This window comes from Myceligenerans xiligouense (assembly GCF_003814695.1).
GTDB lineage: Bacteria > Actinomycetota > Actinomycetes > Actinomycetales > Cellulomonadaceae > Myceligenerans > Myceligenerans xiligouense.
This window is the reverse complement of the sequence record NZ_RKQZ01000001.1, coordinates 3,282,578-3,308,022: the sequence shown is the minus strand read 5'-3', so window position 1 is coordinate 3,308,022 and position 25,445 is coordinate 3,282,578. Positions and strand designations below refer to the sequence as shown.

General features: G+C 68.8%; 29 protein-coding genes and 2 tRNA genes. 19 read left to right on the top strand and 12 right to left on the bottom strand.

What is annotated here, in order from left to right; genetic code table 11:
- From EDD34_RS14450 to EDD34_RS14435, 4 genes are all read left to right on the top strand, one after another.
- The gene (locus EDD34_RS14450) at positions 1-465 is read left to right on the top strand and encodes a hypothetical protein (RefSeq protein ID WP_123815199.1); all 465 of its coding nucleotides are present in this window, start codon (positions 1-3) and stop codon (positions 463-465) included.
- Positions 466-712: 247 nt separating this feature from the next.
- Complete coding sequence (locus EDD34_RS14445) at positions 713-1,261, top strand: hypothetical protein (RefSeq protein WP_123815198.1); 549 nt, start codon at positions 713-715, stop codon at positions 1,259-1,261.
- A 77-nt stretch (positions 1,262-1,338) separates the two neighbouring features.
- Positions 1,339-1,860: a hypothetical protein gene (locus EDD34_RS14440; RefSeq protein ID WP_123815197.1), complete on the top strand. Its 522-nt coding sequence runs from the start codon at positions 1,339-1,341 to the stop codon at positions 1,858-1,860.
- Positions 1,857-2,480 carry a DUF6000 family protein gene (locus EDD34_RS14435; protein WP_123815196.1) on the top strand — a complete coding sequence of 208 codons (624 nt, stop codon included), beginning with the start codon at positions 1,857-1,859 and terminating at the stop codon, positions 2,478-2,480. The genes EDD34_RS14440 and EDD34_RS14435 overlap by 4 nt, the downstream gene beginning before the upstream one ends.
- Before the next feature lie 707 nt (positions 2,481-3,187).
- Here the strand turns inward: EDD34_RS14435 and EDD34_RS14430 are convergent.
- On the bottom strand, positions 3,188-5,227 hold the full coding sequence (locus EDD34_RS14430; protein ID WP_123815195.1) for a hypothetical protein: 2,040 nt from the start codon (positions 5,225-5,227) through the stop codon (positions 3,188-3,190).
- 18 nt (positions 5,228-5,245) lie between these two features.
- Between EDD34_RS14430 and EDD34_RS14425 the strand changes: the two genes are divergently transcribed.
- The 8 genes from EDD34_RS14425 (at position 5,246) to EDD34_RS20720 (ending at position 9,788) form a co-directional block, all read left to right on the top strand.
- A complete protein-coding gene (locus EDD34_RS14425; protein ID WP_123815194.1) occupies positions 5,246-5,782 on the top strand; it encodes a hypothetical protein in 537 nt (178 codons plus the stop codon).
- 406 nt (positions 5,783-6,188) lie between these two features.
- Positions 6,189-6,560, top strand: a complete 372-nt coding sequence (locus EDD34_RS14420) for an MTH938/NDUFAF3 family protein (RefSeq protein WP_211341593.1) — start codon at positions 6,189-6,191, stop codon at positions 6,558-6,560.
- Positions 6,561-6,592: 32 nt separating this feature from the next.
- Positions 6,593-6,832: a hypothetical protein gene (locus EDD34_RS14415; RefSeq protein WP_123815192.1), complete on the top strand. Its 240-nt coding sequence runs from the start codon at positions 6,593-6,595 to the stop codon at positions 6,830-6,832.
- Positions 6,833-7,053: 221 nt separating this feature from the next.
- Positions 7,054-8,106, top strand: a complete 1,053-nt coding sequence (locus EDD34_RS20935; protein WP_211341592.1) for an HAD domain-containing protein — start codon at positions 7,054-7,056, stop codon at positions 8,104-8,106.
- 46 nt (positions 8,107-8,152) lie between these two features.
- Positions 8,153-8,551, top strand: coding sequence for a hypothetical protein (locus EDD34_RS14405; protein WP_123815191.1), 399 nt, complete (start codon positions 8,153-8,155; stop codon positions 8,549-8,551).
- A 119-nt stretch (positions 8,552-8,670) separates the two neighbouring features.
- Entirely contained in the window at positions 8,671-8,913 is a 243-nt protein-coding gene (locus EDD34_RS14400; protein WP_123815190.1) for a hypothetical protein, read from the top strand.
- 60 nt (positions 8,914-8,973) lie between these two features.
- On the top strand, positions 8,974-9,306 hold the full coding sequence (gene cutA / locus EDD34_RS14395; protein WP_211341591.1) for a divalent-cation tolerance protein CutA: 333 nt from the start codon (positions 8,974-8,976) through the stop codon (positions 9,304-9,306).
- Positions 9,303-9,788 carry a hypothetical protein gene (locus EDD34_RS20720; protein WP_211341590.1) on the top strand — a complete coding sequence of 162 codons (486 nt, stop codon included), beginning with the start codon at positions 9,303-9,305 and terminating at the stop codon, positions 9,786-9,788. Before cutA ends, EDD34_RS20720 begins: the two co-directional genes overlap by 4 nt.
- A 35-nt stretch (positions 9,789-9,823) precedes the next feature.
- On the opposite strand, the gene EDD34_RS14385 is transcribed toward EDD34_RS20720, so the two are convergent.
- The 4 genes from EDD34_RS14385 to EDD34_RS14370 form a co-directional block, all read right to left on the bottom strand.
- A complete protein-coding gene (locus EDD34_RS14385) occupies positions 9,824-10,198 on the bottom strand; it encodes a helix-turn-helix domain-containing protein (RefSeq protein ID WP_123815187.1) in 375 nt (124 codons plus the stop codon).
- A gap of 94 nt (positions 10,199-10,292) precedes the next feature.
- The gene (locus EDD34_RS20715; RefSeq protein WP_425462380.1) at positions 10,293-10,646 is read right to left on the bottom strand and encodes a tyrosine-type recombinase/integrase; all 354 of its coding nucleotides are present in this window, start codon (positions 10,644-10,646) and stop codon (positions 10,293-10,295) included.
- Entirely contained in the window at positions 10,643-11,725 is a 1,083-nt protein-coding gene (locus EDD34_RS14375; RefSeq protein ID WP_123815186.1) for an Lsr2 family DNA-binding protein, read from the bottom strand. Before EDD34_RS14375 ends, EDD34_RS20715 begins: the two co-directional genes overlap by 4 nt.
- Positions 11,726-11,858: 133 nt before the next feature.
- A tRNA-Gly gene (locus tag EDD34_RS14370) sits at positions 11,859-11,929 on the bottom strand.
- Between the two features lie 235 nt (positions 11,930-12,164).
- On the opposite strand from EDD34_RS14370, the gene EDD34_RS14365 reads away from it, so the two are divergent.
- Both EDD34_RS14365 and EDD34_RS14360 read left to right on the top strand, forming a co-directional pair.
- Positions 12,165-12,241: transfer RNA gene (locus tag EDD34_RS14365), tRNA-Pro, on the top strand.
- 73 nt (positions 12,242-12,314) lie between these two features.
- On the top strand, positions 12,315-13,034 hold the full coding sequence (locus EDD34_RS14360; RefSeq protein ID WP_246012444.1) for an AAA family ATPase: 720 nt from the start codon (positions 12,315-12,317) through the stop codon (positions 13,032-13,034).
- 118 nt (positions 13,035-13,152) lie between these two features.
- Here EDD34_RS14360 and EDD34_RS14355 read toward each other — a convergent pair whose 3' ends face one another.
- From EDD34_RS14355 to EDD34_RS14330, 6 genes are all read right to left on the bottom strand, one after another.
- The gene (locus EDD34_RS14355; RefSeq protein WP_123815184.1) at positions 13,153-14,709 is read right to left on the bottom strand and encodes a SulP family inorganic anion transporter; all 1,557 of its coding nucleotides are present in this window, start codon (positions 14,707-14,709) and stop codon (positions 13,153-13,155) included.
- A 204-nt stretch (positions 14,710-14,913) separates the two neighbouring features.
- Positions 14,914-16,230 (bottom strand): MFS transporter, encoded by a 1,317-nt coding sequence (locus tag EDD34_RS14350; RefSeq protein ID WP_123815183.1) that lies wholly within the window; start codon positions 16,228-16,230, stop codon positions 14,914-14,916.
- Between the two features lie 57 nt (positions 16,231-16,287).
- The gene (locus tag EDD34_RS14345) at positions 16,288-16,704 is read right to left on the bottom strand and encodes a MerR family transcriptional regulator (protein WP_425462356.1); all 417 of its coding nucleotides are present in this window, start codon (positions 16,702-16,704) and stop codon (positions 16,288-16,290) included.
- 131 nt (positions 16,705-16,835) lie between these two features.
- On the bottom strand, positions 16,836-17,582 hold the full coding sequence (locus EDD34_RS14340; protein ID WP_123815181.1) for a polyamine aminopropyltransferase: 747 nt from the start codon (positions 17,580-17,582) through the stop codon (positions 16,836-16,838).
- Between the two features lie 7 nt (positions 17,583-17,589).
- Complete coding sequence (locus EDD34_RS20710) at positions 17,590-17,796, bottom strand: DUF2795 domain-containing protein (protein ID WP_170177084.1); 207 nt, start codon at positions 17,794-17,796, stop codon at positions 17,590-17,592.
- Between the two features lie 187 nt (positions 17,797-17,983).
- Entirely contained in the window at positions 17,984-18,823 is an 840-nt protein-coding gene (locus tag EDD34_RS14330) for a F510_1955 family glycosylhydrolase (protein WP_123815179.1), read from the bottom strand.
- Between the two features lie 151 nt (positions 18,824-18,974).
- Between EDD34_RS14330 and EDD34_RS14325 the strand changes: the two genes are divergently transcribed.
- The 4 genes from EDD34_RS14325 (at position 18,975) to EDD34_RS14310 (ending at position 23,813) form a co-directional block, all read left to right on the top strand.
- Positions 18,975-19,283, top strand: a complete 309-nt coding sequence (locus tag EDD34_RS14325; protein WP_123815178.1) for a metal-sensitive transcriptional regulator — start codon at positions 18,975-18,977, stop codon at positions 19,281-19,283.
- A gap of 231 nt (positions 19,284-19,514) precedes the next feature.
- Positions 19,515-21,788, top strand: a complete 2,274-nt coding sequence (locus EDD34_RS14320) for a heavy metal translocating P-type ATPase (RefSeq protein ID WP_123815177.1) — start codon at positions 19,515-19,517, stop codon at positions 21,786-21,788.
- A 47-nt stretch (positions 21,789-21,835) separates the two neighbouring features.
- Entirely contained in the window at positions 21,836-22,114 is a 279-nt protein-coding gene (locus EDD34_RS14315; protein WP_123815176.1) for a YHS domain-containing protein, read from the top strand.
- A gap of 256 nt (positions 22,115-22,370) precedes the next feature.
- Positions 22,371-23,813, top strand: a complete 1,443-nt coding sequence (locus tag EDD34_RS14310; protein WP_123815175.1) for a GntP family permease — start codon at positions 22,371-22,373, stop codon at positions 23,811-23,813.
- Positions 23,814-23,832: 19 nt separating this feature from the next.
- On the opposite strand, the gene EDD34_RS14305 is transcribed toward EDD34_RS14310, so the two are convergent.
- Entirely contained in the window at positions 23,833-24,321 is a 489-nt protein-coding gene (locus EDD34_RS14305; protein WP_246012442.1) for a MarR family winged helix-turn-helix transcriptional regulator, read from the bottom strand.
- Positions 24,322-24,484: 163 nt separating this feature from the next.
- Here EDD34_RS14305 and EDD34_RS14300 point away from each other — a divergent pair, with 163 nt between their 5' ends.
- Entirely contained in the window at positions 24,485-25,408 is a 924-nt protein-coding gene (locus EDD34_RS14300; RefSeq protein ID WP_123815174.1) for a VOC family protein, read from the top strand.
- Positions 25,409-25,445: the final 37 nt, after the last annotated feature.

Sequence of the window (25,445 nt, the reverse complement as noted above, 5' to 3'; positions counted from 1 at the left end):
ATGGAGAATCGCCCTTTAGCTATTGGCGTCCTCATGTCTCTCTTACTGCTCTCTGCCTGCGGGCGATCAGTGGACGCTATCGAGCCGGCCGATGTCCTCGGAATCTGGAATTGCTCTCCAGGCGGTGTGATTGAGGTAAGAGAGGACGGCTCATTCGTTGCCGAAGGCCTCTCGTTGGATTTGGCGAGAAAGATCTACCCGGGCGAGTTATATGGCGAAATGGATCGCAGCGGCACTGCCGACGAGGTTGGCGGGAGAGGCGCATGGTGGATCCCGGTCGGAGACACCGATTTAGGCCATTTCCAACTTTTTCGCCTGAATTTTGAAAGCGGAGACCTTGAACATGTCGATATCGTTCCGGCATTGCTGGGGGAGTCGAGAGGCGGTCAGCAATTCATTCGTCTTGAAAATGTAGACGTGACTGAGAAGATTGATTGCTTTCGAAGCCCGGGCCAAGGAGAGTAATTGGGGGGTAGGGGTGCAATTTTCATGATTCTGGACCGCTATCGGTTCAGGGCTTTGGCCTGGGAAGTTGTGGTGCTCGTCCGGTGAAGGGCTCGATTGGCGCCGAATCGGGGGTCGGAGAGTTGAGATAGGGCATATAAGGGCCCGGCTCTGACCCAGGCCTACCGCTATGGTGAGACCTGCGTGTCCTTCCGGTCTCACTGCTGGTCGGGGCGTGTGCCGAGTGATTGAGGAGGCGAGCCGGTCGGTGGGTACGTGGTTCCAGTGGATCGCCGATGTGGATGCCTCCGACGACGAGGCGCCGGTTCTTGCTCACGAGATCGTGACTCGCCTCGTTGAGAGGCAGATCATCCTGCCGGAAGTTGTCGATGGTGCTGCGTTCGGCGCCCCGGGGCACGAGCCTGGGCCCGAATGGACTGCTGCGGTCACTACGTCGGAACGATGGACACCCGACGGTGTTCGCATCGATGCCACGCGAACCGTGTTCCACGGCGGACAGGGTGGCTATGACTGGGCGCAGTGTCCGCGATGTGACCGGAGGATCGACGGGGATGTTGCCAACGGTCTGCTCGACGGCGTCGAGGTGTGGCTGAGTGGCGATACTTCGGCTCATCCATGTTCTGGATGCGGTAGTGGCGTTCCGCTCTCGGAGTGGCGGTGGGACGAGGACTACTTCGCCTTTGCCGCGCTCGGCCTGTGGTTCTGGGACTGGCCCCAGCTCGGGCCGACCGTCCATGAGTGCGTGCGGGCCGTCGTTGGCACTCATCGCCTCGTGTACCACGCCGGAAAGCTCTGATGGACGGTTCGGCGAAGCCCGGCTCCTCGTCACGAGGTCAGCGTGCTGAGAGTGAATCGGTACCGAGAAGGGACCGGATGGTCAGGAAGTTCGGGTCGTTGGTGGTGGCGTTGGCGTGCTTCGGCGGTGGGGGAGTTGCCGCCGTCCTGGTGTATCCGGTGCTGGCGCTCGTGCTCTATGTCGTTCTGGTCGTGGTGGCGATCGTGACGGACACCCCTGCCGGTGGGCCGCTGGCTCTGCCGTTCCTGCTGGTCGTGGCGACGGCTGCGGGCGTGGGCTACACCGTTCTCGCGCTTCTCGTCGTCGGGGTCTCGGCACGTCTTGGCTCCCGGTCTCGGCGGCGCGTGCTGGTGTTCGTCGTGGTGAGCATTCTGTTGTGGGTCGTCGTGGTGGTGGCCGGCACGATGGTGCTCGCCGTGGGGGAGCCCGGTATGGCGACGTCCGAGGCGCTGGCCTGGTCGGTCGGGATCGCGGCGGGTGAAGTTCCTGCTTGGTTGGTGATCGCGACGGTCTGGTTCGGTCTTCGCGCGGTTCATGGAGCAGTCCGCTGGGTCGAGAACGCGAGTTCCCGTTCGGACCGTGCTCTCGCCGACGCATGAGGGCGTCTCGCGTTCGCCGCGATCCACCCGCCGACGACTACACGCGCGCGGAAATCCGGCTGCTCAAACGGCTCGTTCGGCCCTTCTACCTGAAGATGTACCTGGCAGAGGCCCCAGCTGAGGTGGATCCGCGCGCTGCGCGCCGGTTCCGGCGCAAGCTGCTCCGAGCGGGCAGGACAGTGACCGCTGAGCAGGTGGAGTGGCTTCTGCAGGGCCGGGACTGGCGCGAACTGACCATGGGCGCGTGGTTCGCGCTGGCCGTGCCTGTCGGCAAGGTACGCCGGGCGGTTGTTGACGCGTGGGGCTCTGTGCCGGACGGGCATGCCGCCGGCCCGTTGGTCACCGTCAGCGTGCTGATCGCCGGGCCGGACGCCGTCGCGGGGATGCGGTCGTTCGTCGAGCGCCTCGACGGCCATGACGTCCTCGGAACTGCGGGGTACGCGTCGGCGGCGATCGCTCATCTGGGTGGCTCGCCGCCGTTGGATCCCGGGCCGATGGTAGTGGCCTCGTTGGAGGATTCACTGAGTGTCGCCGCTGATCTCCAGTGCGACTTCCGGGCGGTACGGCGGGCCCGATGGCGTCATGGCGGCGAGCGGCAGGAACCACCGTCGGCTCCGTAGGACGTAGTGGTGAGGTGGACGCCGCCCGTGGCGCTCGAGGGTGATGGGTATGGCGCGCCAGCCATCGTGCTGGTCGGGGATGGCGAGAACCGCCTGGAGTTCAACCGGCCGGTTGCCGTACGGCCAGCGGCTGGCGCTCGCCACTGATCGTGATAGTCAGGTGCTCGTGAGCTTGAATATCCAACCTCAGGTGGACCTTGCTGGGCGATTCTCAAACATCCGGCCGGCGTTGGCAACGCTTGTTCGCCGTGTGCTTCGGGGGAGTGAGAGGAGGGGTCGGCGCTCGCCGGATCGGTGCGATTCGCGGGGTCCGGTGGCGAAGAATCGGGTGCAGTCTCAAACACGGTCGCGGCCGTCGGAGCGGGCCGAGCTGGTCGCGGATTATGAGGCGGGGGGTGCCGGTTCGTGAGATCTGCGCGAAGTACGGCGTGCATCGGAGCACGATCTCGGTTCTGGCTCGGCGGGAGGGGGCCGCGGTCCGGGTGGTGGGTGGCTGGATGCCGATGGGCGGGCTCGTGCTGCGGCCTTGTATGCGGGGATGACGCTGACGCAGGTTGCCCGCCGGATAGGTATCGGTGACGAGGCGGTTCGGCAGGCAGTACTGGACGTTCGATCGGACGAGGCGCGGCTCGCCAGGGTGGGATGGGGTCAGGGACCGGCAGAAATCCTGGCATCAGGCGGATCGCGACGTATCAGCGCTCCGTGCTTCAGGGCAGGCCTGGGGACTGGCTCTGGCCACCTCCCGGCCGGTCGAGGAAGTGTCGTGCGTGCTTGGAGTACCGTTCGTCTTCCGCAATCACCGGCCAGCCGACGTTGGTGCCGGGTCGGTCGTCTCCTTCGGCCAGGTCGCGGGCGACCGGCGTGAGGATGTCGTGCGCGGCCGATACGCCGCGCAGGTGACGCAGTAGGAAGGCGACTGTGCGGGCGGGCCAGCTCTGGCCTTGCTGCGCGATCGTGGCGACGACATCGCTTCCTTCGGCGCCGCTGGTGAGGAGGCACAGGGCCGCTGCGGCCGTCAGACGTACCGCGTCATGGTGCTCTTGGGTGAGTTGCCGTAGCCGCGCGAGGTCGCGTTCCGTGGCGAGCGGACTGGTGGCGGCGTACGGCAGCAGGTTGGCGGAGATCCCGACGATATCGTTCTTCGTTGTGATCGCTGCGTCCAGCACCCGGCTCAGCGTCTGATCACTGAACACGTCACGCCCCGTCAGGCGCCGGTATGCCCAGGCGGCGCGGCCGTCGTCGCCCACGGCCCGCTGCGCGAGCAGGCGTACCGCGCGCCCGCGCTGTCTGCGCGCGACCCGACCGAGGCTTCCGATCGCGATGGCGGCGTGCCACCACATCTCATCATGCTTCAAGAGGCTGACCACTCCTGCGGGCGCCCTCCCGCGCACGTCCCAGTCCTGGATCACCTCGGCCAGGCGAAGGGTCAGGAACGGCCGGTCTTTGCGGGTCATCGCGGTGAGGATGTCCGGCAGGAGTACGTCAGCATGGGCGCGGAGTGGGCGTACGACATCGTCGATGCTGACATCCCAGACGGTGAAGTACGAGCCACCTGACGAATACTTCGTCGTAGTGAGGTTCGTTGACCGTCCGGCGAGTTCGTCGCGCACTGGTGGCAGGCACCGCACATCGCCGATCCGTGCCAGCGCCCATGTCGCTGCTGCGGCAACGGGTCTGCGCGCGTGCCGCTTTGCCTCGACAGCCCTGTCCTGGAGGAGTGGCGCGATGTCGTTGGCGTACGGTGCGGCCGCGTCCCCGACACACGCGAGTAGGTAGCAGGCGGTATAGCGTGTGCCGGCCTCGGGCGACGTCAAGTGCGGGCCAACCAGCGTCGCGACGATTTCGGCCGCGTCGCGTCGCCGCGACACCAACCGCCCGCATCCAGCCAGGGCTACCCGGACGAGTTCGTCCGGAACCGGGGACCCTTGAGGCGTCGCGAGGAACATGGTCAACAGCTGAATGCAGGCATCCTGGTTCGGCAGCACCGTGTTCAGGATCGCCGACAGCACTCCACCGAGTCCGATGTCGTATGACGCCGACTCCTTCCACGGCTCTGCGTCCATCTGGGGCAGGACTCGCGCGGCATCGACCAGGCGGCCAGCGCGATCGGCCGCATCAGGGAGTGCGAGCAGGGCGGCGATGCGCAACTGGGGGTCGTCGCTCGCAGCCACGCGCTCCAACACTGACCGCGCTGAGGCGTGCTCCACGTCACGCTTGAGCACGACGGACAGGGCCTCGAGCAGATCGATTCGTGTCGCCTGATCCTGCTCGGTCTCCAGCAGATCAACCAGGAGCACCTCGGCCGTGGGCGGCGTCAGCAGCCCGGCAGCCACTCCGATCGCAGGCCTGCGCACACGCGGGTCGTGGTCTGCCAAGAGATCGCGAACTTGCGGCTCGACAGAACCGGCTGCCGCAGGCCACGCCGCATCGACCCACCGCTCGTCGACTTCGTGCCAGGTGTTGCAGTGGTCCCACACGAGGTGGACGAATGCGGCGCGATGGTGGGTCTCCGGTTTGAGGGCGAAGTCCAGGAGGAACGGCAGCGCGGCCGACGCTGCCGAGCAGATCCATCCGCCCTGGTGGTACAGCGCGTTCTCCAATTCCGCAATCGCGTTCGCGACCTCGTCCCCATCCACGGATGTACAGCGTTCCAAGAGGCCGGGGATGTCGTCAGCAGACCCGTAGTTGTGTTCCAGCGACGCCCAATCGATCGCATCCCACGCACGCATGACCAGACCGTACGCCACACCGCATAGGCTGCGGCCGTGCCTGAGGACGCGCGACTGACGGGTGATGAACGGTTCACGGTCCTGGATGCGCCCGTCCGGGAGTTCTGGGCATACGCGTTATCGAGCCTGCAGGCCAACACGGCCCGAGGGCTGCTGGCTGAGTACCTGGTGGCCAAAGCGGTCGGAGCCGCGGGGCCGCGGGTCGAGTGGGATGCCTTCGACGTCCTGACCCCGGAGGGGACGACGATCGAGGTCAAGACCAGTGGGTACTCGCAGGTCTGGCTGCGGACGGGTGCGCCGGTCATCTCATTCTCGGGGCTGCCAGGACGCCCGGGAAAGAGGTCGTGGCATGCAGCGACCAACACGATGGGACCCGCTCATATTGCCGATGTCTACGTGTTCGCCGTCCACACGACCACGCAGGACGAGCCATACGACGGGCTGGACATTGCCAAGTGGCAGTTCTACGTCCTGTCCGGGGAGACGGTCATGGCCACCGGGCAGGGTACGATGCGCCTGTCCACGGTGGAACGCCTCGGCGGCCGGGCGGTAGCTTTGGGCAGGCCTTCGTAACGCGATCGTCGAGGTCGGAAGCCGTGAGAGCTGACGCGTCTCTGCTTGACAGCCCAGGACGTGAGTTCTCAGGCTTCCAGGTCCGGAAGCCTCTGCACAGCTCGCCGGTACTCTCCGCGTATGAAGGAGCTCGTGCTGTCTCAAAGGCGGCCCAATAGGATCTCGCGCCGGCGTGGTCCATTCACGGCGCTGTTCGCTCGCTGCCGGGCAGGCCATGTGGTGTCGGCGTGACTGCCGCGCACACCCACGCAGGTGGCACGCTCTGCAGGCGGGGGTCTTCTCCCGTGAACGGGCACCTACGGCAAGGCGCGGCAAGATCGGCTCCGGTCGCGCCGACGTCGACATCCGTCCCGGCGATCGCGGCAGCATGAAGGATCACGGCACGAGCGGCCCGGGTTCTCCGAAGGTGACACGCCTTGCCTGGGGAGTGGTCGATGTCGAGGGCGTCGGCCGATTCAAGGACGTGATCCTGTGTCCGGGTGGCGCGACCGCGTGGGACTGGGGCGTGACCGGCACACGGCACAGCCCGGGCATCCAACCGTCCGACGTCGACCAAGCGGTCGCCGCGACCCGTACCGAGACGACAGCGGCGGGGATCGAAGTGATCGTCCTGTCCCGTGGCATGGAGTCACGGCTGGGCGTCCACGAGGACACGGTCCGCTACGCCGAATCGCTCGGCATGGAGGTTCACGTCGCGCCGACCGAGGACGCCGTCGCTCTCTACAACGAGGTCGCCGCGACGCGCGCGGTCGCCGCGTTGATCCACTCGACCTGCTGAGAAGTCCTGCTGGGCAGGTAGTCTTCGCGATCGTGACCGGTCCGCAGGTGTTCGCTTTGTGCTGGGGTGTGCTCGCAGTCGCGATGGGTGTCGGCTTCGCGGTGTTCGCGAAGCAGCACGCAGATGTGCAGGTGCGGATTCAGCGGTTCCTGAAGACGCCGGGGCCGTCGAGTCATCGAACAATCGCGATCTTCTCGCGGGTGTTCGGTGTCGGCTTCGCCGTCATCGGCGTCGTGGTGTTCTTCGCCGCGCTTACCGGCGCCCTCACGTGATCGGCGCCGCGAGTCGCGTGGTGGATGTCCTCGCTTCTCTGGCCGGCCCAACCACTCTCGACTGGTGGCGGCAGACGTTCTGGCGAACCGCAGGGCCCTGACCGCCGGCCGCAAGGGCCACGGTTGGATGATGAACCTGCTCCCGATGACACTCCTGACTCATGAGGCGTGACGCGGGCACGCGCATCCTGGCCTTGCGCTCAGCCGGATAGGGTGTCGCGGTGATCCAGACCGCGCGTCCGCTGGTGTTTCTCGACGTCGACGGCGCCGTGATTCCGCTGGGAGCAGGGCACCGCGCGGCGGCGGTCGACGACCCAGCGGGGTGGCGTTCGGGAGCTAATCCGCAGATGTCGATGGTGGACAGGGGACTGGGGGCGCGTCTGCTCGGGTTGTCGTGCGAGCTGGTGTGGGCGACGGCGTGGGGTGAGGACGCCAATGAGGTGATCGCTCCGGTTCTCGCGTTGCCGCGGCTTGCGGTCGTGGACTTCGACGAGCCGGACCTCCCCGTCCCGGCAGCGTTGCACTGGAAGACTCAGTCTCTCGTCCGGCATGCGGCAGGGCGGCCGTTCGTCTGGCTGGATGACGAGATCCGCGACTTCGACCGGCAGTGGATCGAGGCGGCGCATCCCGCCCCCGCTCTGCTGCACCAGGTTCGCCCGACCACGGGCATCACCGGGGAAGACCTCGCTGTCGTCGCGGCGTGGGTCGAAGAGGTGGTCGGCCCGCCGGTGCCCGATGATGCTCCGGCGCCGCTGCGAGCGATCATGGACGCGGTCTACGACTACGACGAGGGCCGCGGTGTCGACTTCGAGCCTTACCCTCAGCTGGAGCCCGCCGCCGAGACGGGCTGGTGGTTTCGCCTGTGGACGGGGAACCCCGAGGTCACGGGGCAGGAGGTGCGACCCTTCGGTATGGACGGGGGCGGCGGGTACGTTGCCTCCTGGATGATCCGCGACGGCGCGGATCTGGCCGGCCAGCCGGTGGTGTACATCGGCTCGGAGGGGGACGTGGCGGTCCTGGCCGCGGACGCGTGGGACGCCCTGTGGTTCTTCGCGTACGGGCTCGGACCCCACGACGTGCAGGGCGAGCACCATGGCGGTGAGCGACCCGGTAGCGCCGTCGACCCAGAGCGCGTCGTCGTTCCCCACCACGAGCTGACGGATGCCGCGATGCGGTTGGCGCCGGAGCGCCGTCGGCCCGTGGAACAGATCATCGCCGAGGCCACCGACGGACTACCCAGCCTCCGTGCGTGGACCGACGCTCTATGCCGCTGAGCACGATCGGCCACATGTCTTCGCGGCACGTACTCGGGGAGGTCTGATGGCTGACCTGCTCAGGCCTGCGGACCTGCCGTCCGGGTTCACGTATCTGCGGCAGTTCGTTCGCGTGGTGGAGTTGGGGATCGTCGACCTGGAGCCGTGGCGGATCCTGGGCGGGGATCGGCTAGCGCGGCGTGCGGCTGGACTGCGGAACCGGTACCGGGAGCGCGTCTTGGTTCCGTTCGCTGAGCGGATCGACAACGACGACATAGCGTGTTGGGACCTCGACCGGGATGGACAGGTCGTCGTCGTGCACGACTTCGCGTCACCCGGATGGGAGCACGTCGCGGCGTTCGCCGACTTCTACGACTGGCTACGCCAGGCGGTGGAGGACCTGATCGAGTACGACGACGAGTACTGGCCGCCGGCCCATGGACGCTCGGTCGAGAAGCTCCGTTGAGAACGAACCGCAAGACACGGAAGAAGGGACCCGACGTGGGTGTGGATGCCAACCTGTACCGGCTTCATCGAGACGGTACAGGTCCGCGACGACGGCGCCTGGAACGGATCGCAACAGTCATGGACGACGGCGATGTCGTGGCGCAGCTGCCGGAGACCCACCCGGGCAGATTCTTCTCCCGGATCAAGCCGTACGGTTCGATGATCCTGCACTCCGAAGAACTGGCCGACTTCGCCGACGACCTCGCACGCGTCCACGCGGGCGCCCAGCCGCAGGAGAAGAAGCCGCTGGCGGCGCTGATCGACCTGGCCCGGCAGTATGCGGGGGAGCCGGGCATCGAGCTACACCTCGACGGCGACTGACGAGAACCGAGGCTGGTTATGGAGGGCAGGGCGGATCCAGGGTTGGTCCAGGTGACGAGCATGTTCGACGACGAGGCTGCCGCACTGGAGCTGGCTGAAGGCGCCGTGCAGGCCCGGCTTGCGGCGTCCGCGCAGGTTGAGGGTCCGATCACGTCGGTGTACCGGCTCGAGGGCGAGATTCACCGGGAACGTGAGTGGCGTCTCGTCCTGAAGACCCGTCCCGCGCTGGTCGACCACCTCGTGCTGCATGTCCGCGCTCTGCACACGTGCGACGTGCCGGAGATCATCGTCACCCCGATCGTCGGCGCCGGCATCGAGTACGCCGCATGGGCGACCGGCGGACACGACGAACCGACGAGACGAACTGCGCGCAGTCCTGGAGCACTATCGTGAGTGCTATCGCAGACGTGGTCATCCAGATCGTGCGGGTGTCGTGGACGAAGGCGTCCCGCGGCGCTGAGGGAGCTGCTGCGCGTAGGGCCGCGCCGCTCGGCCTGGTCCTGCCGGATGAGCTGACGACGGCGTCATTCCACCAGGTCGTGTTCGACGAGACCGACGCGTTCACGCCGGAAAGCCGACGCCTCCCGTCGGAGCTCCTCGACGACCGGATCCGGATCGACATCCATGACGCAGGGCCTGTTGTTCGTGTGGGACCGCTGTTCGGTTTCACCTACCGCGGATATCACCCGTCGGTCCGGTTGCGTCCGGGACGGTGGGTGCGCTGGTTGCAGAACGCCCGCTGGACCTCGGCCACTGGGCACGGCGACTGGCGCTACACGGCCGAGACCGTCAATGTCGCCATCGCTCCGGTCGAGCTTGGCGTGTTCATGGGCGAGCCGGACAAGGTGATCGACGAACGCGTCAGCCTGCGCTGATCCGGATAGAGCGTTCCGTGTCCGACGGCGCGTGCTCACCCGAGGCGCCGTTCGACGTACTGATCGACGGCGGACCGCGTGACGAGCACCCGGCGCCCAACACGCCGGCCCGGAATCTCCCCCTGGCGAACGAGTTCTCCGGCGGTCCAGCTGGAGATGCCGAGGTAGTCGGCAATGTCGTCGTACGTCATGTACGGATCCTCGGGGTCACCGTGGAGACGCTCCAAGTACTCCTCGAGAATCGAGAGACGAACGCGGATCCTGTTGCCGATGCGGGCGCACGGACCTACTTGGCCGCGTCGGACGAGCTCTCCGAACCACCAGCGGGAGACACCGAGCACACGTGCTGCCTGGGCGGTGTCGAGGAGAGGATCGGAAGCCGTCGAGGCCGAAGAGGCGGTAGTGCTCATGGCTCATCTCCCGGTTCGTGACGAGGTCCGTGCACGACTCAGGTGCGTGACCGCGCCCGGGCGTCCCGAACCCGCCCGGACGCGGCCCGCTGCGTCAAGCAGGGAACGCGATCACGTTCCCGCCTCTGTGCGCCTCGTCCAGTGCCGCCATGCGCTCGGCGAGCCGGGCGTCGCCGTCGTCGGTGGCGTGCTGGTAGACCATGGCAGCGGCGACCGTGGAGTGCCCGATCCGCTTCATCAGCTCGGCCAGCGTTGCGCCCGCCTCGGCGGCACGGGTCGCGGCGAGGTGACGCAGGTCGTGCCATCGGATCTCCGCCGGCATGCCCGCGCGTGCCTTGGCGCGGGAGAACATCTGGGTGCGCTGCGATGCACGCAGGGGCCGCCCGGTGCTGGTCGTGAAGACCAGGGCTTGGGGGCTCGGGCCGGTGAACTGGTCGAGGTGCTTCAGGATCGCGCGTCCGGCGGCAGGTGCACGGGGCGCTTTCCCACGTCCGACTTCGGTGGGCCGAACGCCAGCGGCTTCCCGGTGACGTCCACCAGTGCCTGACGGACCCGCAGCCGTACGCCGCCACTGCGCGTCCGCTCGACGTCCTGGCGGCGCAGGGCGAACAGCTCGCTGGCTCGCAGCCCGGACCACGCCGAGACGATCACGGCCGCACGGTAGCGCTCCGAGCTGCCTCTGCAGGCGGCCGCGATCATGTCGACGACGCTGCCCGCCGGGATGACGCGCTCGGCGGGGCTGGTCTTGGCGGCACGCCGGATCGTGCACGGGTTGGCGTCCAGCAGCCTGTCGCGTACGGCGTCGCCGCAGATCGTGCGGAGTAGTGCGTAGGCGCGGGCGGCCTGGGTGCGTCCGGTCACCGCTGCCGACTTCTCCGGAGCCTCGGCCGCCGGGGGAGAGTCGGCGGCGCGCCACGCCTCCCAGAGCGCGGTGGGCATGCGCCCGGACTCCTTCACCGGGCGGCCGTTCTGCCGGGCCCACGCGCGCACGTGCTGCGCCTCGGACGGTCCGGGTCCCCGGGCGAGCCACTCCTCGGCGGACTTGGCCGTGGCTACCTTCAGCGCCGCGTACCACTCGCTGACGACGCCGTGGGAGATCGAGCGAAGCGGGTAGGTGCTCAGGTCGATCTGGCGGGCGGTGCCGGGCACGTCCAGGGGGGTGAGGATCCACCGGCGCAGGAGGTCGTCGTACCTGCTGCGGGTGGTGTCCTTGAGCTCGCGGATCGCGAGCCAGCGTGGTGCGTACTCGCCCAGGGCGATCTCGCCGGTCTCAGGCTCGCGATAGGTGCCGCGGTGCACGTCCGCGAGGACCTTCGCCAGGGCGGCGGCAGCAGCGTCGTAGGTGTCGAACGTGCCGACGGGTCGGCGCTTCTTGTCCGGGCCGGTGTACCGGGCCTGGAAGCGGCCCGGCCGCGTCTCCCGGATGTTGCCGTACGCGGCACGCCGGGTGCGTCGTGACGCTCTCACGCCCTGAGGCGTGGAGGCGTCACCGCGGCGAGCGGGATTGATCGTGGGGGAGTCGGACATCGTCGTGCTCCTGCTCCTGCCCCAGCCGTCACAGACTTAGGGCATATAAGGGCACGGAGAAGAGCTTCCAAGCCCCGCGGAGCACGCGACGGGCAGGTCAGAAACCGCTTCTGACCTGCCCGTTCACATCGCGAGCGGGCGACGGGAATCGAACCCGCGTAATCAGTTTGGAAGACTGAGGCTCTACCATTGAGCTACGCCCGCATCGGTCCCGACGACGGTATGTGCCATGGTTGGGGCAACCCCTCCGAGCGCACCGTCCGTCGTCGAACCGCGGGCTCACGATAGCAAACGTGGAGCGTCTCGTGCGGCCTCGGCCGACGCGATCTGTCACAGCCTTCGAACGTCCGCCCGTCGGGCTGCGGACGACGGCCCGGCGTACTCGCCATCCTGACCAGTGGCACTACACTTGCTCTGGCCTGGCCATGGCGGGGCTGTACGGGGTGTGGCGCAGCTTGGTAGCGCATCTGCTTTGGGAGCAGAGGGTCGCAGGTTCAAATCCTGTCACCCCGACCATTGTGATGTCGCAGGACATCATTCCGATGTCCTGCGACATCACAAACACCTTCGGCCTGGATAGGCTGACGTGGTGCTCATCGAGCGACTTCGCGTGAACCCGGCCCTCGTCGAAGAAGGGCAGTGGCCCTGGACCGTGCCATCCGTCGCCGAGCTGGTCACCCACGGTATCGACCTGTCCAGCCGCATCACGATCCTGGTGGGGGCGAACGGGAGCGGCAAGTCCACCCTGCTCGAAGCCATCGCCGAGGGATACGGCATCGACGTGCGAGGAGGACACGGCGGGCGCAAGTACGCCAGCAACGTGGAGCTGAGCCCCCTCGGCGAAGCGATCATGCTGGACCGCACCACGGCGGGCCGCCGCATGCTCGGCCACCACAAGGCCAAGGGCTTTCTCCTGCGTGCCGAGACCGCGTACGGGATGCTCACGCATATGTCCGGACTCCCAGGCTACGGCGACCAGCCCTCCTGGGAAGTCAGCCACGGCGAGTCCTACCTCCAGGCCATCGCGGGACGGTTCACGGGCCCCGGCCTGTACCTGCTCGACGAGGCCGAGGGCCCGCTGTCGTTCGAATCGACCCTCCAGCTCCTGTACCGGCTCCAGGACCTGGTAGCCGAGCACGACGCCCAGGTGATCTACGCGACCCACTCACCTATGGTCGCGGCCCTGCCTGGAGCACAGATCCTGGAGCTGACCGACGAGGGGATCGCCGAGCGCAAGTGGGCTGAACTCGTACCGGTCGGCCTCTGGCGCAGGTTCCTCGGCCGGCCCGACACCTTCTTCGACGACTAGCGTTCCCGCCTCGGCCCGCAGCTGACCGGGTTGCAGTTCGGCCCGCACAGGCATCCACACGCCGAGACATCCGTCTCCGGGTTCGCGCCTTCCTGTTGCCCGCGTGCCTCGGCCGAGCTCAGTGCGCCGCGCCGAGCCGCCCGGAGAGCCGGTCGAAGCGGGTGGTGGTGTCGGGGTTCATGCCGATGATGGTCACGTTCTTGCCCCGGCGTTCGTACTTGGTGCGGACGGCGTCCAGGGCGGCGACGCTGGAGGCGTCCCAGATGTGGGCCTGCGAGAGGTCGATGACGATGTTGCGCGGGTCGCCGGTGTAGTCGAACTGGTAGACGAGGTCGTTGGAGGAGGCGAAGAACAGTTCACCCTGGACGGCGTACACGCGCTGGTCGTCCTCGTCGGTGGCGTCCAGGCGGGTGACGGTGGTGAAGTGGGCGACGCGGCGGGCGAACATGACCATGGCGACCAGGACGCCGGCGATGACGCCGTAGGCGAGGTTGTGCGTGGCGACCGTGACCACGACGGTGACGAGCATGACCGCGGTCTCCGACTTGGGCATGCGGCGCAGGGTGCCGGGCTGGACGGAGTGCCAGTCGAAGGTGCCGACCGAGACCATGATCATGACCGCGACCAGTGCTGCCATGGGGATGATGGCGACCACGTCGCCCAGGCCCACGACCAGGATCAGCAGGAACACCCCGGCGAGGAACGTCGAGATGCGGGTGCGGGCGCCGGATGCCTTCACGTTGATCATGGTCTGGCCGATCATGGCGCAGCCACCCATGCCGCCGAAGAAGCCGGTGACGATGTTCGCGACGCCCTGCCCCCAGGCCTCGCGGGTCTTGTTCGAGTGGGTGTCGGTGACGTCGTCGACCAGCTTGGCCGTCAGCAGGGACTCCAGGATGCCGACCAGGGCCATCGCCACGGCGTAGGGCGCGATGATCTGCAGGGTCTCGAACGTGAGGGGCACGTCGGGGAAGAAGAGGGCGGGCAGGGACTCGGGCAGCGCGCCCTCGTCGCCCACCGTCGGTACGGCGATGCCGGCGGCGACCGCGACGACGGTCAGCAGCGCGATGGAGACCAGGGGGGCGGGGACCACCTTGGTGAGCCGGGGGAAGAACACCATGATCGCGATACCGACGACCACCAGCGGGTAGACGGCCCACGGCACACCGGTCAGGTGCGGTACCTGGGACAGGAAGATCAGGATGGCCAGCGCGTTGACGAAGCCGACCATGACCGATCGGGGGATGAACCGCATCAGCTTGGCCACCCCGAGGACGCCGAAGAGAACCTGGATGATGCCGGCCAGGATGACGGTCGCGATGAAGTAGTCGATGCCGTGGTCGCGGGCGACCGGCGCGATGACCAGGGCGATCGCGCCGGTGGCGGCCGAGATCATGGCGGGGCGGCCTCCGACGAACGCGATCGTGACCGCCATCGTGAACGACGCGAACAGGCCCAGGCGGGGGTCCACTCCGGCGATGATCGAGAACGCGATCGCTTCGGGAATCAGCGCCAGCGCCACCACGAGTCCGGCGAGCACCTCGGTCCGCAGCAGCCGTGGTGAGCGCAGCGCGGCGAGGACGTCATGCCACGAACCGGAGGCCTCGGGAGCACCGGTCACGGGGATCGGCTCGGGCGCGGGGTCGGGCAGGCTTTCTCGGGTCTCTTGGGACACGCAGGTCTTCCGTTCGTTCGGTGGCGCGCGACGGCGCACGCCGGAACGGGCTGCGAGCCCGGCCCGGCCATGGTCAGGACTGAGGGCGCGCAGCACTGCGCACAGAGGACAGGGGGCTGACGTGAGGGGTGGACGTCAGCGACGTCGAGCGTGGCGTCCCGCCCTGGGAGCGGACACGGGACAGAACGCCGATCGACGACAACCCTACTCTAACGTGAGGGAAGTGTTGCTGTCTCCGTGCTCGGGGGTGTCGGTCGTCACAGTGGCGGGTTGTTGTGCGAGGGCGTGCGGTTCGGTGGTCAGCGCCGCCCAGATCGCGATGCCCACGGGGATCGCGGCGCTACCTGCCAGGGCCGGACCGTATCCGCCGGTCGCGTCGAACACGGCGGCGAACACCAGGGGGCCGACGGCGGAGGCGGCGACCCCGACCGAGGACACCACGCCCCGGATCGCGCCGATGTGCCGGACGCCGAACGCGTTCGGCAGGCCGGTGTTCTCCGCGGCTCGTGCGACGTTCTGCGCGACGCCGAGCGTCATGCCGAATCCCAGAGCCGACCATCCGGGAGACACAACCGTCGCCCAGAGCAGTGCGCCGGCGAGCATTCCCATGGCGGACACGAGCAGCAGGCGTCCGCCGAAGCGGTCCATGAGCCAGCCGCCTGCCAGGGTCGCGACCAGGCCCGCCACGGTCTGCGGCAGGAAGTTCGCGGCGGCTTCCGTGGCCGTCAGTCCGCGGGACGTGAGCAGGCTGATCTGGTGGAACGCCACGGCGGTGCCAAGCATCGCGGAGGTCGCCAGCGCGCAGGTCACGAGCCAGAAGTAGGGGTGGCGCAGCGCTTGTGCCCGGGTCAGGCCGGCTGCGGGCTGCGGGCTGCTTCCCGGTGCCAGGGGCACGCCGTCGGGCACCTGGCCCAGGTCGGCGGGCCGGTCCCGGATGCCGAGCAGGGCGACGGGCAGCACGACGGCCCAGACCGCGGCGCCCTCGATGAGCCAGGCGGTGCGCCAGCCGACGTCCGCGATGAGCCCTTCCAGCAGCAGCGGCGCGGACGACATCCCGAGCACGCCGAACGCCGCGGCGACGCCGCCGGCCAGTCCGCGGCGCTTCTCGAACCAGTGCGCGACCACCGTGGTGGAGGTCAGCGCCAGGGCGCCCTGGCCGGCCATGCGGACACCGACGAACCCCGCGGTCAGGCCGACGATGCTGCTGACCAGGGACATGGCCATGAGGATGGCGCCGAACACGAGCCCGATCACGACCAGGACGCGGCGGGTGCCGAACCTGTCGATCGCGCGGCCCACCCACGGCAGGGCGAACGCGCCGGTGACGGTGCCGATCAGGTAGGAGGTGGAGATCATCGACCGGCTGACGCCCAGGTCGGCGATCAGGGGATCGATGAACAGGGAGATCCCGACGGTCTGCCCCGGGGCTGACATGGTGAGGGTGACCGCCGCGAAGGCGACGATGTGCCAGCCGTAGAAACCGTCAGGGGTCAGGGCGCGCGGGCGTCTGAGAAGGGGCACGAGTACGTGTAACTCCGATGGAAGCGGAATCTGTTCCGGCGGCGCGCCGCCCGGCGGTCACCGGGTCGACTTCACCTCTCGTCGTCGTTGGCGCGTCTCTCGCCGCAGGTTCGCCGCGAACTCCTCGGCCATCACCAGTTGGGTACGCAGGCTGGCGCAGCGTTCGTCCGCGGCAGCCTGGAACATGGTCAGGCGCTCCAGCAGCTCGGAGCGCTCGTCACCCGTGGCGGCGTCGCCGTCGAGAGCGTCCACGACATCGAGCAGGTCTCGGGTCTCCTCCAGTGAGAAACCCAGCGGCTTCATCTGCTTGACGAGCATCAGCCGCGCGATGTCCGACTCGGTGTACAGGCGGAACCCACCCTGCGACCTCGCCGACGGCGTGATCAGCCCGACCTCTTCGTAGTACCGGATGGTGCGCAGCGACAGGCCGGTGCGTTCGGCGACCTCGCCGATCTGCTTGTGGTTCAGCCCCACGACCCCTCCTCGATTCATCGGGAAACTACTCTATCGCGACGTGAGGGCAAGAACATCTGGCACCAAGGCCATCAGCGGTATAGATGAGCAACGACACTCACGTCACGGGAGGTATGTCAGCCGCCGGGTCGCTACGCGGGTGTCGTGGCCAGGTACACCGTGTTGGTCGCCTCGCGCCGCTGGAGCGGGTTGTCGAACCGGATGACCTCGAACCGTGCCGTCGCGAAGACTCGCTCGAGCGTGGCGGTGAACTCCTGGTCCGGCGGGTCGTTCGACCACAGTGCGAACACCCCGCCGGGGTGCAGCCGCCCGGCCAGCCGTCTCAGGCCTTCCGGGCTGTACAGGTCCGCGTGGCTGGGGTGCAGGTGGTGGCGGGGTGAATGGTCGATGTCGACCACGATCGCGTGCCACAACCGATCCGGGGCCGACGGGTCGGGGGCCGAAGGATCGGAGGACGGATCGAACCGCATGCCGGATCGCACCAGCTCGAAGAAGTCACCGGCCACCAGCGAACATCGAGGATCTGCTGTCAGCTCCTGGCCCAGCGGCAGCAGCCCGCGCTCGTGCCAGTCGATCACCGTCGGTAGCGCGTCGACGACGACCAGGCGGCGAAGTGCCGAGTGCTCCAGCACGGCGCGGGCCGTGTAGCCCAGACCCAACCCGCCGACCACGACATCAGCCGACCGGGCGGTCAGTTCTGCGAGCGCGAGGCGTGCCAGGTCCACCTCGGCGGCGGTGAACATGCTCGACATCAGGAACTCGTCGTTCAGCTTGATCTCATGCACGTCCCGGCCGACGACGGGATCCCGCCGTCGCCGCAGCGTCAACTCACCCAGGGGCGTGTCCTGCCAGTCGAGTTCCTCGAATCTCATGCTCATCGGCGGCTCACGGCTCCAGCCGGATCGGGACGTCCGGCAGGTGGTCCCACAGGTCACGCATCGTCGCGAACGTCCGGTCCGGCAGGCGCTCCAGCTCGGCGAGCAGCTCGGGCGACCCGCCGCCGGCAACCGCCGCCGCGAGGATCTCCGACCGGTGAGCCCCGGACGGCCCGAACGCATCGGCGACCAGGTCGGCGATCTGAACTCGCGCCACGTTTCCCAACTTGCCTCCCTGAACGAACCATCCACTCGACACTCTACCGCAGCGGCAGGGTGTGCCGGATCTCGCGGCGGGAGCGCCGATCCGCTCTGGATCACCAGAATGCGATCGAAACGGCTCTCGAACGAGACGCACAATCTTCCCCGGCGTGAGGGTGTGGCCCCAGGTCGGAGAGCGATCCTCACGGCTCGGAGAACGTCTCACCGCCGTCCTCGGAGAGCAGCACCGTGCCGCCCGCCCCCGCGTAGATCTCCGACGACGAGATCGCGGTCAGGGCCTCGGGCGGGGCGTCCAGCCGGCCTCGCTCGGCCCAGTCGCCGGCCGGGTCGCCGGCCGTGTGGATCGCCCCTTCGGGTGTGACCCCGACGAGCGTGCCGTCGTCGGCCCAGCTCACCAGGACCAGCAGGGGAGCGGACGGCAGGGCCTCGAAGGTGCGGCCGCCGTCGGTGCTGCGGGCCAGGCCGTCCTGCGTGGTGGCGACGACGACGTCGGGGGTCCGCGGGTCGACGGCGAAGTCGGCCATGGCAGTGCGGGTGAGCTCCTCCCAGGTGGTCAGGTCGTCACTGGTCAGGAGCTGACCCGTCATCGAGTTCAGCCCGTACACCCGGTCGTGGCGGTACTCCAGCGCGTGGAAGTCGGCCTCGCCGCCGAGTGATGCCTCGGTCCAGGACTCTCCGGTGTCCGTGCTCTCGATGAGCCCGACCGAGCTGGGTCCGTCCTGGCCCTCGCCCGGGTGGCCGCTGGCCAGGAAGTGTCCCGGTCCGGCCGCCGTGAATCCCATGAAGTCCTGGACGTGCCCGCCCACCAGTTCGGCGCCGTCGTCGTCCACCCGGAACAGGCCGTGGTGCGTCCCGGCGTAGACGGCGCCGTCCGCGGGGTCCACGTCGATCCCGTGGATGTGCTCCATGGCCGGCGTGCCCTCGGCCTCGGGCGGCGAGGCGGTGCCGGAGCCGCATCCACCGATCGCCAGGAGCGTCAGGGGCAGGAGAATCAGCGTGCGTGCCGGTTTCGGCAGGGACATGGCCGCGGCCTCTCGGTCGTCATCAGGATCCGACCTACTGTAGGGGGTGGTGGTGCGGGGGAGCGGGGCCCGCCACGGCGCCGGCTCCCGCGGTCGTGTCCGCCCTATTACCCTTGCCCCGGAGGGGTTCTCCCGAACGTAAGGACCTGCGATGTCGGCAACGAACGAAGCACCACACGAGCACGGGTACATCAGCGACAAGGCCAACTACCTCAAGCGCATGGGCCGGATCGAGGGCCAGGCCCGTGGCATCTCGAGGATGATCGACGACGAGAAGTACTGCATCGACATCCTGACGCAGATCAGCGCTCTCACCCGCGCGCTCCAGGTCGTCGCGGTGGGCCTGCTCGACGACCACCTCAAGACCTGCGTTCTCGACGCCGCGAAGCTCGGCGGCGACGACGCCGAGGCCAAGATCCAGGAAGCGACCGACGCCATCACCCGCCTCGTGCGCTCGTAGCGCCCGATCCACCTCGGCGAGGCCCCGGACAGCCTGACCGGCTGACCCGGGGCCTTCGTGCTGCGCGCTCGCTTCTCCTCCGCGTGCGCCACGTCACAGGCGTGCCCTCTTGCATTCCTACCCACCGGGGGTATAACTTCAGCCACTACCGGTACCCCCCAGGGGTACCGGCTCGGGGTACCGGCTCGGGACTCACCGGAGAACTCGGGCGTCACCAGAGAAGGGGTAGAGATGACCACTGCAGCGCCACCGGCGGGTGCGCCGGGTATCGAGCTCGAGGTCGGCGGGATGACCTGCGCCTCCTGCGCGATGCGGATCGAGAAGAAGCTGAACAAGCTCGACGGGGTCTCGGCCACGGTGAACTACGCGACCGAGAAGGCCAGGGTCACCGTCCCCGCGGGATACGACCCCGCGCTCCTGATCGCGGAGATCGAGAAGACCGGCTACACGGCCGTCCTCCCCGAGCCCGAGAAGGCCGACGGCGGTCCCGGTAGGGACGCCTCCGCCGACGACACCACCGATCCTGAACTGACGACCTTGCGGCAGAGGCTGGTCGGCTCGATCGTGCTGACCGTCCCGGTGATCGCGATGTCGATGATCCCTGCCCTGCAGTTCGACTACTGGCAGTGGTTGTCGCTCACGCTCGCCGCACCCGTGATCGTGTGGGGAGCCTGGCCTTTCCACAGGGCGGCGTGGACGAACCTCAAGCACGGCGCGGCGACGATGGACACGCTCATCTCGATGGGCACCTCCGCCGCGCTGCTGTGGTCCGTGTACGCGCTGTTCTTCGGCACGGCCGGTATGCCGGGCATGACGCACCCGTTCGAGCTCACGATCGCGCCCTCGGACGGAGCGGCGAACATCTATCTCGAGGTCGGCGCAGGGGTGACGATGTTCATCCTGGCCGGCCGGTACTTCGAGAAGCGTTCCAAGCGCCAGGCGGGCGCCGCGCTCCGGGCCCTGCTGGAGCTCGGCGCGAAGGAGGTCTCGGTGCTGCGCCACGGCGCGGAGACCAAGATCCCGGTCGAGGACCTGCGGGTCGGCGACGAGTTCATCGTCCGGCCGGGGGAGAAGATCGCGACCGATGGTGTGGCCGTCTCCGGCAGCTCCGCCGTCGACGTCTCGATGCTGACGGGAGAATCGGTCCCGGTCGAGGTCGGCGTAGGCGACCCCGTCACCGGCTCCACGGTCAACTCCGGCGGGCGCCTCGTCGTGCGTGCGAGCCGGGTGGGCTCGGACACGCAGCTCGCGCAGATGGCGCGGCTCGTCGAGGACGCCCAGACCGGCAAGGCCGAGGTGCAGCGCCTTGCCGACCGCATCTCCGGCGTGTTCGTGCCGATCGTGATCGCTTTCGCCCTCCTGGTGCTCGGCGCCTGGCTCGTCGCCGGGTTCCCGGCGGCGGCGGCCTTCACCGCGACGGTCGCCGTCCTCGTGATCGCGTGCCCGTGCGCCCTCGGGCTGGCCACGCCGACCGCCCTGCTGGTCGGTACCGGCCGCGGCGCGCAGATGGGTGTCCTGATCAAGGGACCGGAGGTGCTCGAGTCCACGCGCAAGGTCGACACCGTCGTGCTCGACAAGACCGGAACCGTCACCACCGGCAGGATGGCACTCGTCGAGGTCGTCACCGAGGCCGGCGTCGACCGCGCCGAGCTGCTGCGCCTGGCCGGCGCCCTGGAGGACGCCTCGGAGCACCCGATCGCCCAGGCGATCGCGAAGGGCGCTACCCAGGAAGCGGGTGAGCTGCCGGCCGCGGAGGACTTCGCCAACGTCGAGGGCAAGGGCGTGCAGGGCGTCGTCGACGGGCACGGCGTGCTCGTGGGGCGCGAGTCGCTGCTGGCCGAGTGGTCGCAACACCTCGGCGACGATGTGGCCGCGGCCAAGGCCCGCGCGGAGAGCGAGGGCAAGACCGTCGTCGCCGTCGGCTGGGACGGGCAGGCACGCGGCATCCTCGTGGTGGCCGACACCGTCAAGCCCACCAGCAGGCGGGCGATCTCCGAGCTGAAGGCTCTCGGCCTGACCCCTGTCCTGCTGACCGGGGACAACGCGACCGTGGCCCGCCAGATCGCCGTCGAGGTGGGCATCGACGAGGTCGTCGCGGAGGTTCTCCCGAGCGACAAGGTCGACGTCGTCGCCCGGCTCCAGCGTGAGGGCAAGGTCGTCGCGATGGTCGGTGACGGAGTCAACGACGCCCCGGCGCTCGCGCAGGCCGACCTCGGCCTGGCGATGGGCACCGGCACGGACGCCGCGATCGAGGCGTCCGACATCACCCTCGTGCGTGGCGACCTGCGGAGCGCGGTCGATGCCATCCGCCTCTCGCGCAAGACCCTGAGCACGATCAAGACCAACCTGTTCTGGGCGTTCGCCTACAACGTCGCGGCCATCCCGATCGCGGCGCTCGGGATGCTCAACCCCATGCTCGCAGGAGCAGCGATGGCGTTCTCGAGCGTCTTCGTCGTCGGCAACAGCCTGCGCCTGCGCGGGTTCAGGAGCGTCGCCGCACGGTGATCCTCGTGAACCAGTCCACCCCATCGACGATGAAAGGGACTTCCGACATGACGAACGACCCCCAGGCTGCCTCGAGCTGTTGCGGCACCGGCGGCCACGCCTCCGACACGGCTGCCGCTGCCGGCGGCCGTGAGAACCTGCTCGCCTCCTCCGGCGACGAGACGACCACCTGCCCCGTCATGGAGGGCACCCCCGTGGTCAAGGCCGTGGCCGAAGCCGCGGGCCTGTACCGGGACTACGAGGGCACGCGCTACTGGTTCTGCTGCGCCGGCTGCGGGCCCGCCTTCGACGCGGACCCCGCCAAGTACGCGGCGGCGATGGCCTGACCTCCGACGGCGGGGGCCGGTGACGCGCCGGGCGCGTCACCGGCCCGTCGCCGTGCCCCCGCCCGGAACCTGTGTGACTCGGCTCGAATATCACATGGACCGTCATATCCGATTGCCGGATGGCGTGGGCACGAGCCTCGGGTTCACCGCCCTGGTGGGCCGACACAGGACCAACGTTCTGGACCCGATTTTCCGGATTCACCCTGCTAAGGTCATGATGATCCGCGAAAGGGAGTGCTGACCGCGAGGAGGCGGTATGACCGAGATCGAGCCCGTTTACGGAGCGGGCACCCTGCTCCTGATCGCCGCCGCGGCGGTCGCTCTCCTCCTGTTCCTGATCATGCGCGTCAAACTGCACGCGTTCGTCGCGCTGGTGCTCGTCAGCGTGCTCACCGCGATCGCCGCCGGGATCCCGGTCGCGGACGTCCCCCAAGCGCTGCTGACCGGGTTCAGCGGCACCCTGGGGGCGGTGGCCCTGCTGGTGGGTTTCGGCGTCATGGTGGGCAGGCTGCTGGAGGTCACCGGCGGCGCGCAGATCCTTGCCGACACTCTCATCGCCCGGTTCGGGGAGAAGCGCGCACCGCTCGCGCTGGGGGTCGCCGCGCTCATCTTCGGCTTCCCGATCTTCTTCGACGCCGGTCTCGTGGTCTTCCTGCCGATCATCTTCACCGTCGCGCGGCGGTTCGGCGGCGGGATCCTGCGCTACGGACTGCCCACCGCCGGGGCGTTCGCCGTCATGCACGCGGTGGTGCCGCCCCACCCCGGGCCGGTCGCCGCCGCGGATCTGCTGGGCGGGAACGTCGGCATCACGCTCCTGATCGGAGCGCCGGTCGCGGTCATCGCGTGGTTCCTCGGTGCTTACCACGTGTCCCGGTACCTGAGCGCGCGGTACGTCGTCGACATCCCCGACGCGGTGTTCGGCAGGATGAACGGTGGTCGCGACGGTGACCGGGCCGCCACGGAGGCCGGCGGGGACGAGGGCGGGGGGACGACGGTCACCGTGACCCAGGCCCCACCCCGGTTCCGCACCGTCCTGCTCATCCTCCTCCTGCCGTTGGTGCTGATCTCGCTCAACACCGTGGTCAGCACCCTGGTCACCACGGGAGCCATCGCAGAGGACGCGGCCTGGGCCGGCATCCTGACGCTGATCGGCCAGACGCCTGTCGCCCTGCTCATCACCGTGCTCGTCGCGCTCGTGACACTGTCACCGGGGCGGTTCTCGGCGAGCCAGGCGAACCGCATCCTGGACGACGCGCTCGGCCCGATCTGCTCGATCATCCTCATCACCGGCGCGGGCGGGATGTTCGGCGGGGTGCTGCGAGCCAGCGGCATCGGCGCGGCCCTGACGGACGCGCTCTCCGGCCTGGGACTGCCGCTCATCCTGCAGGCGTTCGTCATCGCGACCGTGCTGCGGGTCGCGCAGGGCTCCGCGACGGTCGCGCTGACGACGACGGCCGGCCTGATCTCGGCGCAGGTGGCAGCGGAAGGTCTGAGCGACGTGCGGATCGCGCTCCTGGTCTTCGCGGTCGCCGCCGGTGCCACGGTGCTGTCTCACGTCAACGACTCCGGCTTCTGGCTCGTGAGCCGGTTCTTCGGCATGGACGTCAGGACGACCCTCAAGACGTGGACCGTGCTGGAGACGACCCTGGGCGTCGCCGTCTTCCTCCTCGCCGCCCTGCTCTGGCTCGTGACCGGATGAGCGGGTGCCGGGCGTGGCCTCAGGCGAAGGGGTTCCCCCGAGCGGGCCGTCCGTCGTCGAGCTGGCCGCGGATGACCGCCGTCACCTGAGCCAGGGCGTCGAGCTGCTCGGGTGTCAGGGCGTCGACCACGAGCCGGCGGGCGGTGTCGATGTGGCCGGGCATGGCGCGCACGAGCGCGTTCCGCCCCTCCGGTGTGAGGCGCACGTTGGTCGCGCGCCCGTCCTCCGGGCACGGGAACCGGTCGGTGAGTCCGCGCTTCTCCAGCCGGGAGCAGACGTGCGACAAGCGGGGCAGCGTGGAGCTCGTGGTCTCCGCCAGCGCCGTCATCCGCAGGGTGTGGTCCGGGGCGAACCGCAGGACGCTGAGCACGGAGAACTCGAAGTGGGTCATGCCCGAGTCCTGCTTCAGCTGCGAGTCCAAGGCGGCCGGCAGGAGCTGGCACACGGTGACGAGGCCGAGCCACGCCGCGGACTCCTGCTCGTTCATCCGGGCGACCTGGAATGTCATGGGCTCACCGTACGTTACTTGTCGCAACAACCAAAGGATGCCATGCTGGGCCGTATAAGTTGTCGCAACAACCAAACGGCCCCGGGCCGGAAGCTGAGGAGCGAGTCATGCTGACCACTGAGGAGAACGTCGCGGTGTCCGCCGCCGGGACCGGGTTCGACGGATGAGCGTGCCCGCGCCCGCCTGGGCTCCCGCCGCCGTCCCCACTCCCGGGGCGGCCCCTGACGGCGCCCGCATGGACGCCGTCGAACTGCTCGTGCACGACCTGGACGCGATGACCGCCTTCTACCAGCAGGCGGTGACTCTCGACGTGCTCGACCAGTCCGGCCCGGCCGCGACGCTCGGTCGCGGAGGCGTGGCCTCGATCGTGCTGCGCCAGGAGAAGGACCTGCCGGGGCGGGACGCGCGCGGTGCGGGCCTCTACCACACGGCGATCGTGTTCCAGGACGAGCGCCGGCTGGCCGGCGCCCTCGCGTCGATGGCGCAGCGGGCCGGGCACCTCTACCAGGGCAGTGCCGATCACCTGGTCAGCGAGGCCTTCTACTTCGCCGACCCCGAGGGCAACGGCCTCGAGCTGTACCGGGACCGGCCGCGGGACCAGTGGCAGGTCGGTGCTGACGGGACCATCCGCATGGGCGTCGAGTTCCTCGATCCGAACCGCTTCCTGTCCCGCTGGTACGACCCGGACTCGCCGGCGGACGACGGCGCGTCCGGTGACGACGGCGTGTCCGCGGCAATCGGGCACGTCCATCTCCAGGTGGGCGACATCCCTACGGCACGCCGGTTCTACGAGGGTGTCCTCGGCTTCGACGTCACCGCGGCCATGGACTCCGCGTTGTTCCTGTCCGCCGGCGGGTACCACCACCACATCGGCATGAACACCTGGCACAGCGCGGGCGCGGGCCCGCGGGCCGCGACCCTCGGGCTCGGCGACGTCCGCATCGTCGTCCCCGCACGGGACGACGTCGAGGCACTGGCCGACCGCCTGCGGCACCACGGGGTCGCGTCGGCCGACGACGGACGCACCCTGCGGCTCGCCGACCCCTGGGGCACGCGGCTCGCGGTGACTCCGGAGGCTTCCGGGTAGCTGAGCCGGGCGTGCCCGTCCGGCTCATCCCCGGCCG

Excerpts from the sequence above, each read along its gene's own strand:
- EDD34_RS14300 (WP_123815174.1), top strand. The coding sequence starts at position 24,485 with ATGAGCGTGCCCGCGCCCGCCTGGGCTCCCGCCGCCGTCCCCACTCCC.
- EDD34_RS14375 (WP_123815186.1), bottom strand. The coding sequence starts at position 11,725 with ATGTCCGACTCCCCCACGATCAATCCCGCTCGCCGCGGTGACGCCTCC.
- EDD34_RS14340 (WP_123815181.1), bottom strand. The coding sequence starts at position 17,582 with ATGAGCATGAGATTCGAGGAACTCGACTGGCAGGACACGCCCCTGGGT.
- EDD34_RS14435 (WP_123815196.1), top strand. The coding sequence starts at position 1,857 with ATGAGGGCGTCTCGCGTTCGCCGCGATCCACCCGCCGACGACTACACG.
- EDD34_RS14385 (WP_123815187.1), bottom strand. The coding sequence starts at position 10,198 with ATGAGCACTACCGCCTCTTCGGCCTCGACGGCTTCCGATCCTCTCCTC.
- EDD34_RS14310 (WP_123815175.1), top strand. The coding sequence starts at position 22,371 with ATGACCGAGATCGAGCCCGTTTACGGAGCGGGCACCCTGCTCCTGATC.
- EDD34_RS14330 (WP_123815179.1), bottom strand. The coding sequence starts at position 18,823 with ATGTCCCTGCCGAAACCGGCACGCACGCTGATTCTCCTGCCCCTGACG.
- EDD34_RS14400 (WP_123815190.1), top strand. The coding sequence starts at position 8,671 with ATGGACGACGGCGATGTCGTGGCGCAGCTGCCGGAGACCCACCCGGGC.
- EDD34_RS14405 (WP_123815191.1), top strand. The coding sequence starts at position 8,153 with ATGGCTGACCTGCTCAGGCCTGCGGACCTGCCGTCCGGGTTCACGTAT.
- EDD34_RS14305 (WP_246012442.1), bottom strand. The coding sequence starts at position 24,321 with ATGACATTCCAGGTCGCCCGGATGAACGAGCAGGAGTCCGCGGCGTGG.
- EDD34_RS14315 (WP_123815176.1), top strand. The coding sequence starts at position 21,836 with ATGACGAACGACCCCCAGGCTGCCTCGAGCTGTTGCGGCACCGGCGGC.
- EDD34_RS14320 (WP_123815177.1), top strand. The coding sequence starts at position 19,515 with ATGACCACTGCAGCGCCACCGGCGGGTGCGCCGGGTATCGAGCTCGAG.
- EDD34_RS14450 (WP_123815199.1), top strand. The coding sequence starts at position 1 with ATGGAGAATCGCCCTTTAGCTATTGGCGTCCTCATGTCTCTCTTACTG.
- cutA (WP_211341591.1), top strand. The coding sequence starts at position 8,974 with ATGTTCGACGACGAGGCTGCCGCACTGGAGCTGGCTGAAGGCGCCGTG.
- EDD34_RS14325 (WP_123815178.1), top strand. The coding sequence starts at position 18,975 with ATGTCGGCAACGAACGAAGCACCACACGAGCACGGGTACATCAGCGAC.
- EDD34_RS14440 (WP_123815197.1), top strand. The coding sequence starts at position 1,339 with ATGGTCAGGAAGTTCGGGTCGTTGGTGGTGGCGTTGGCGTGCTTCGGC.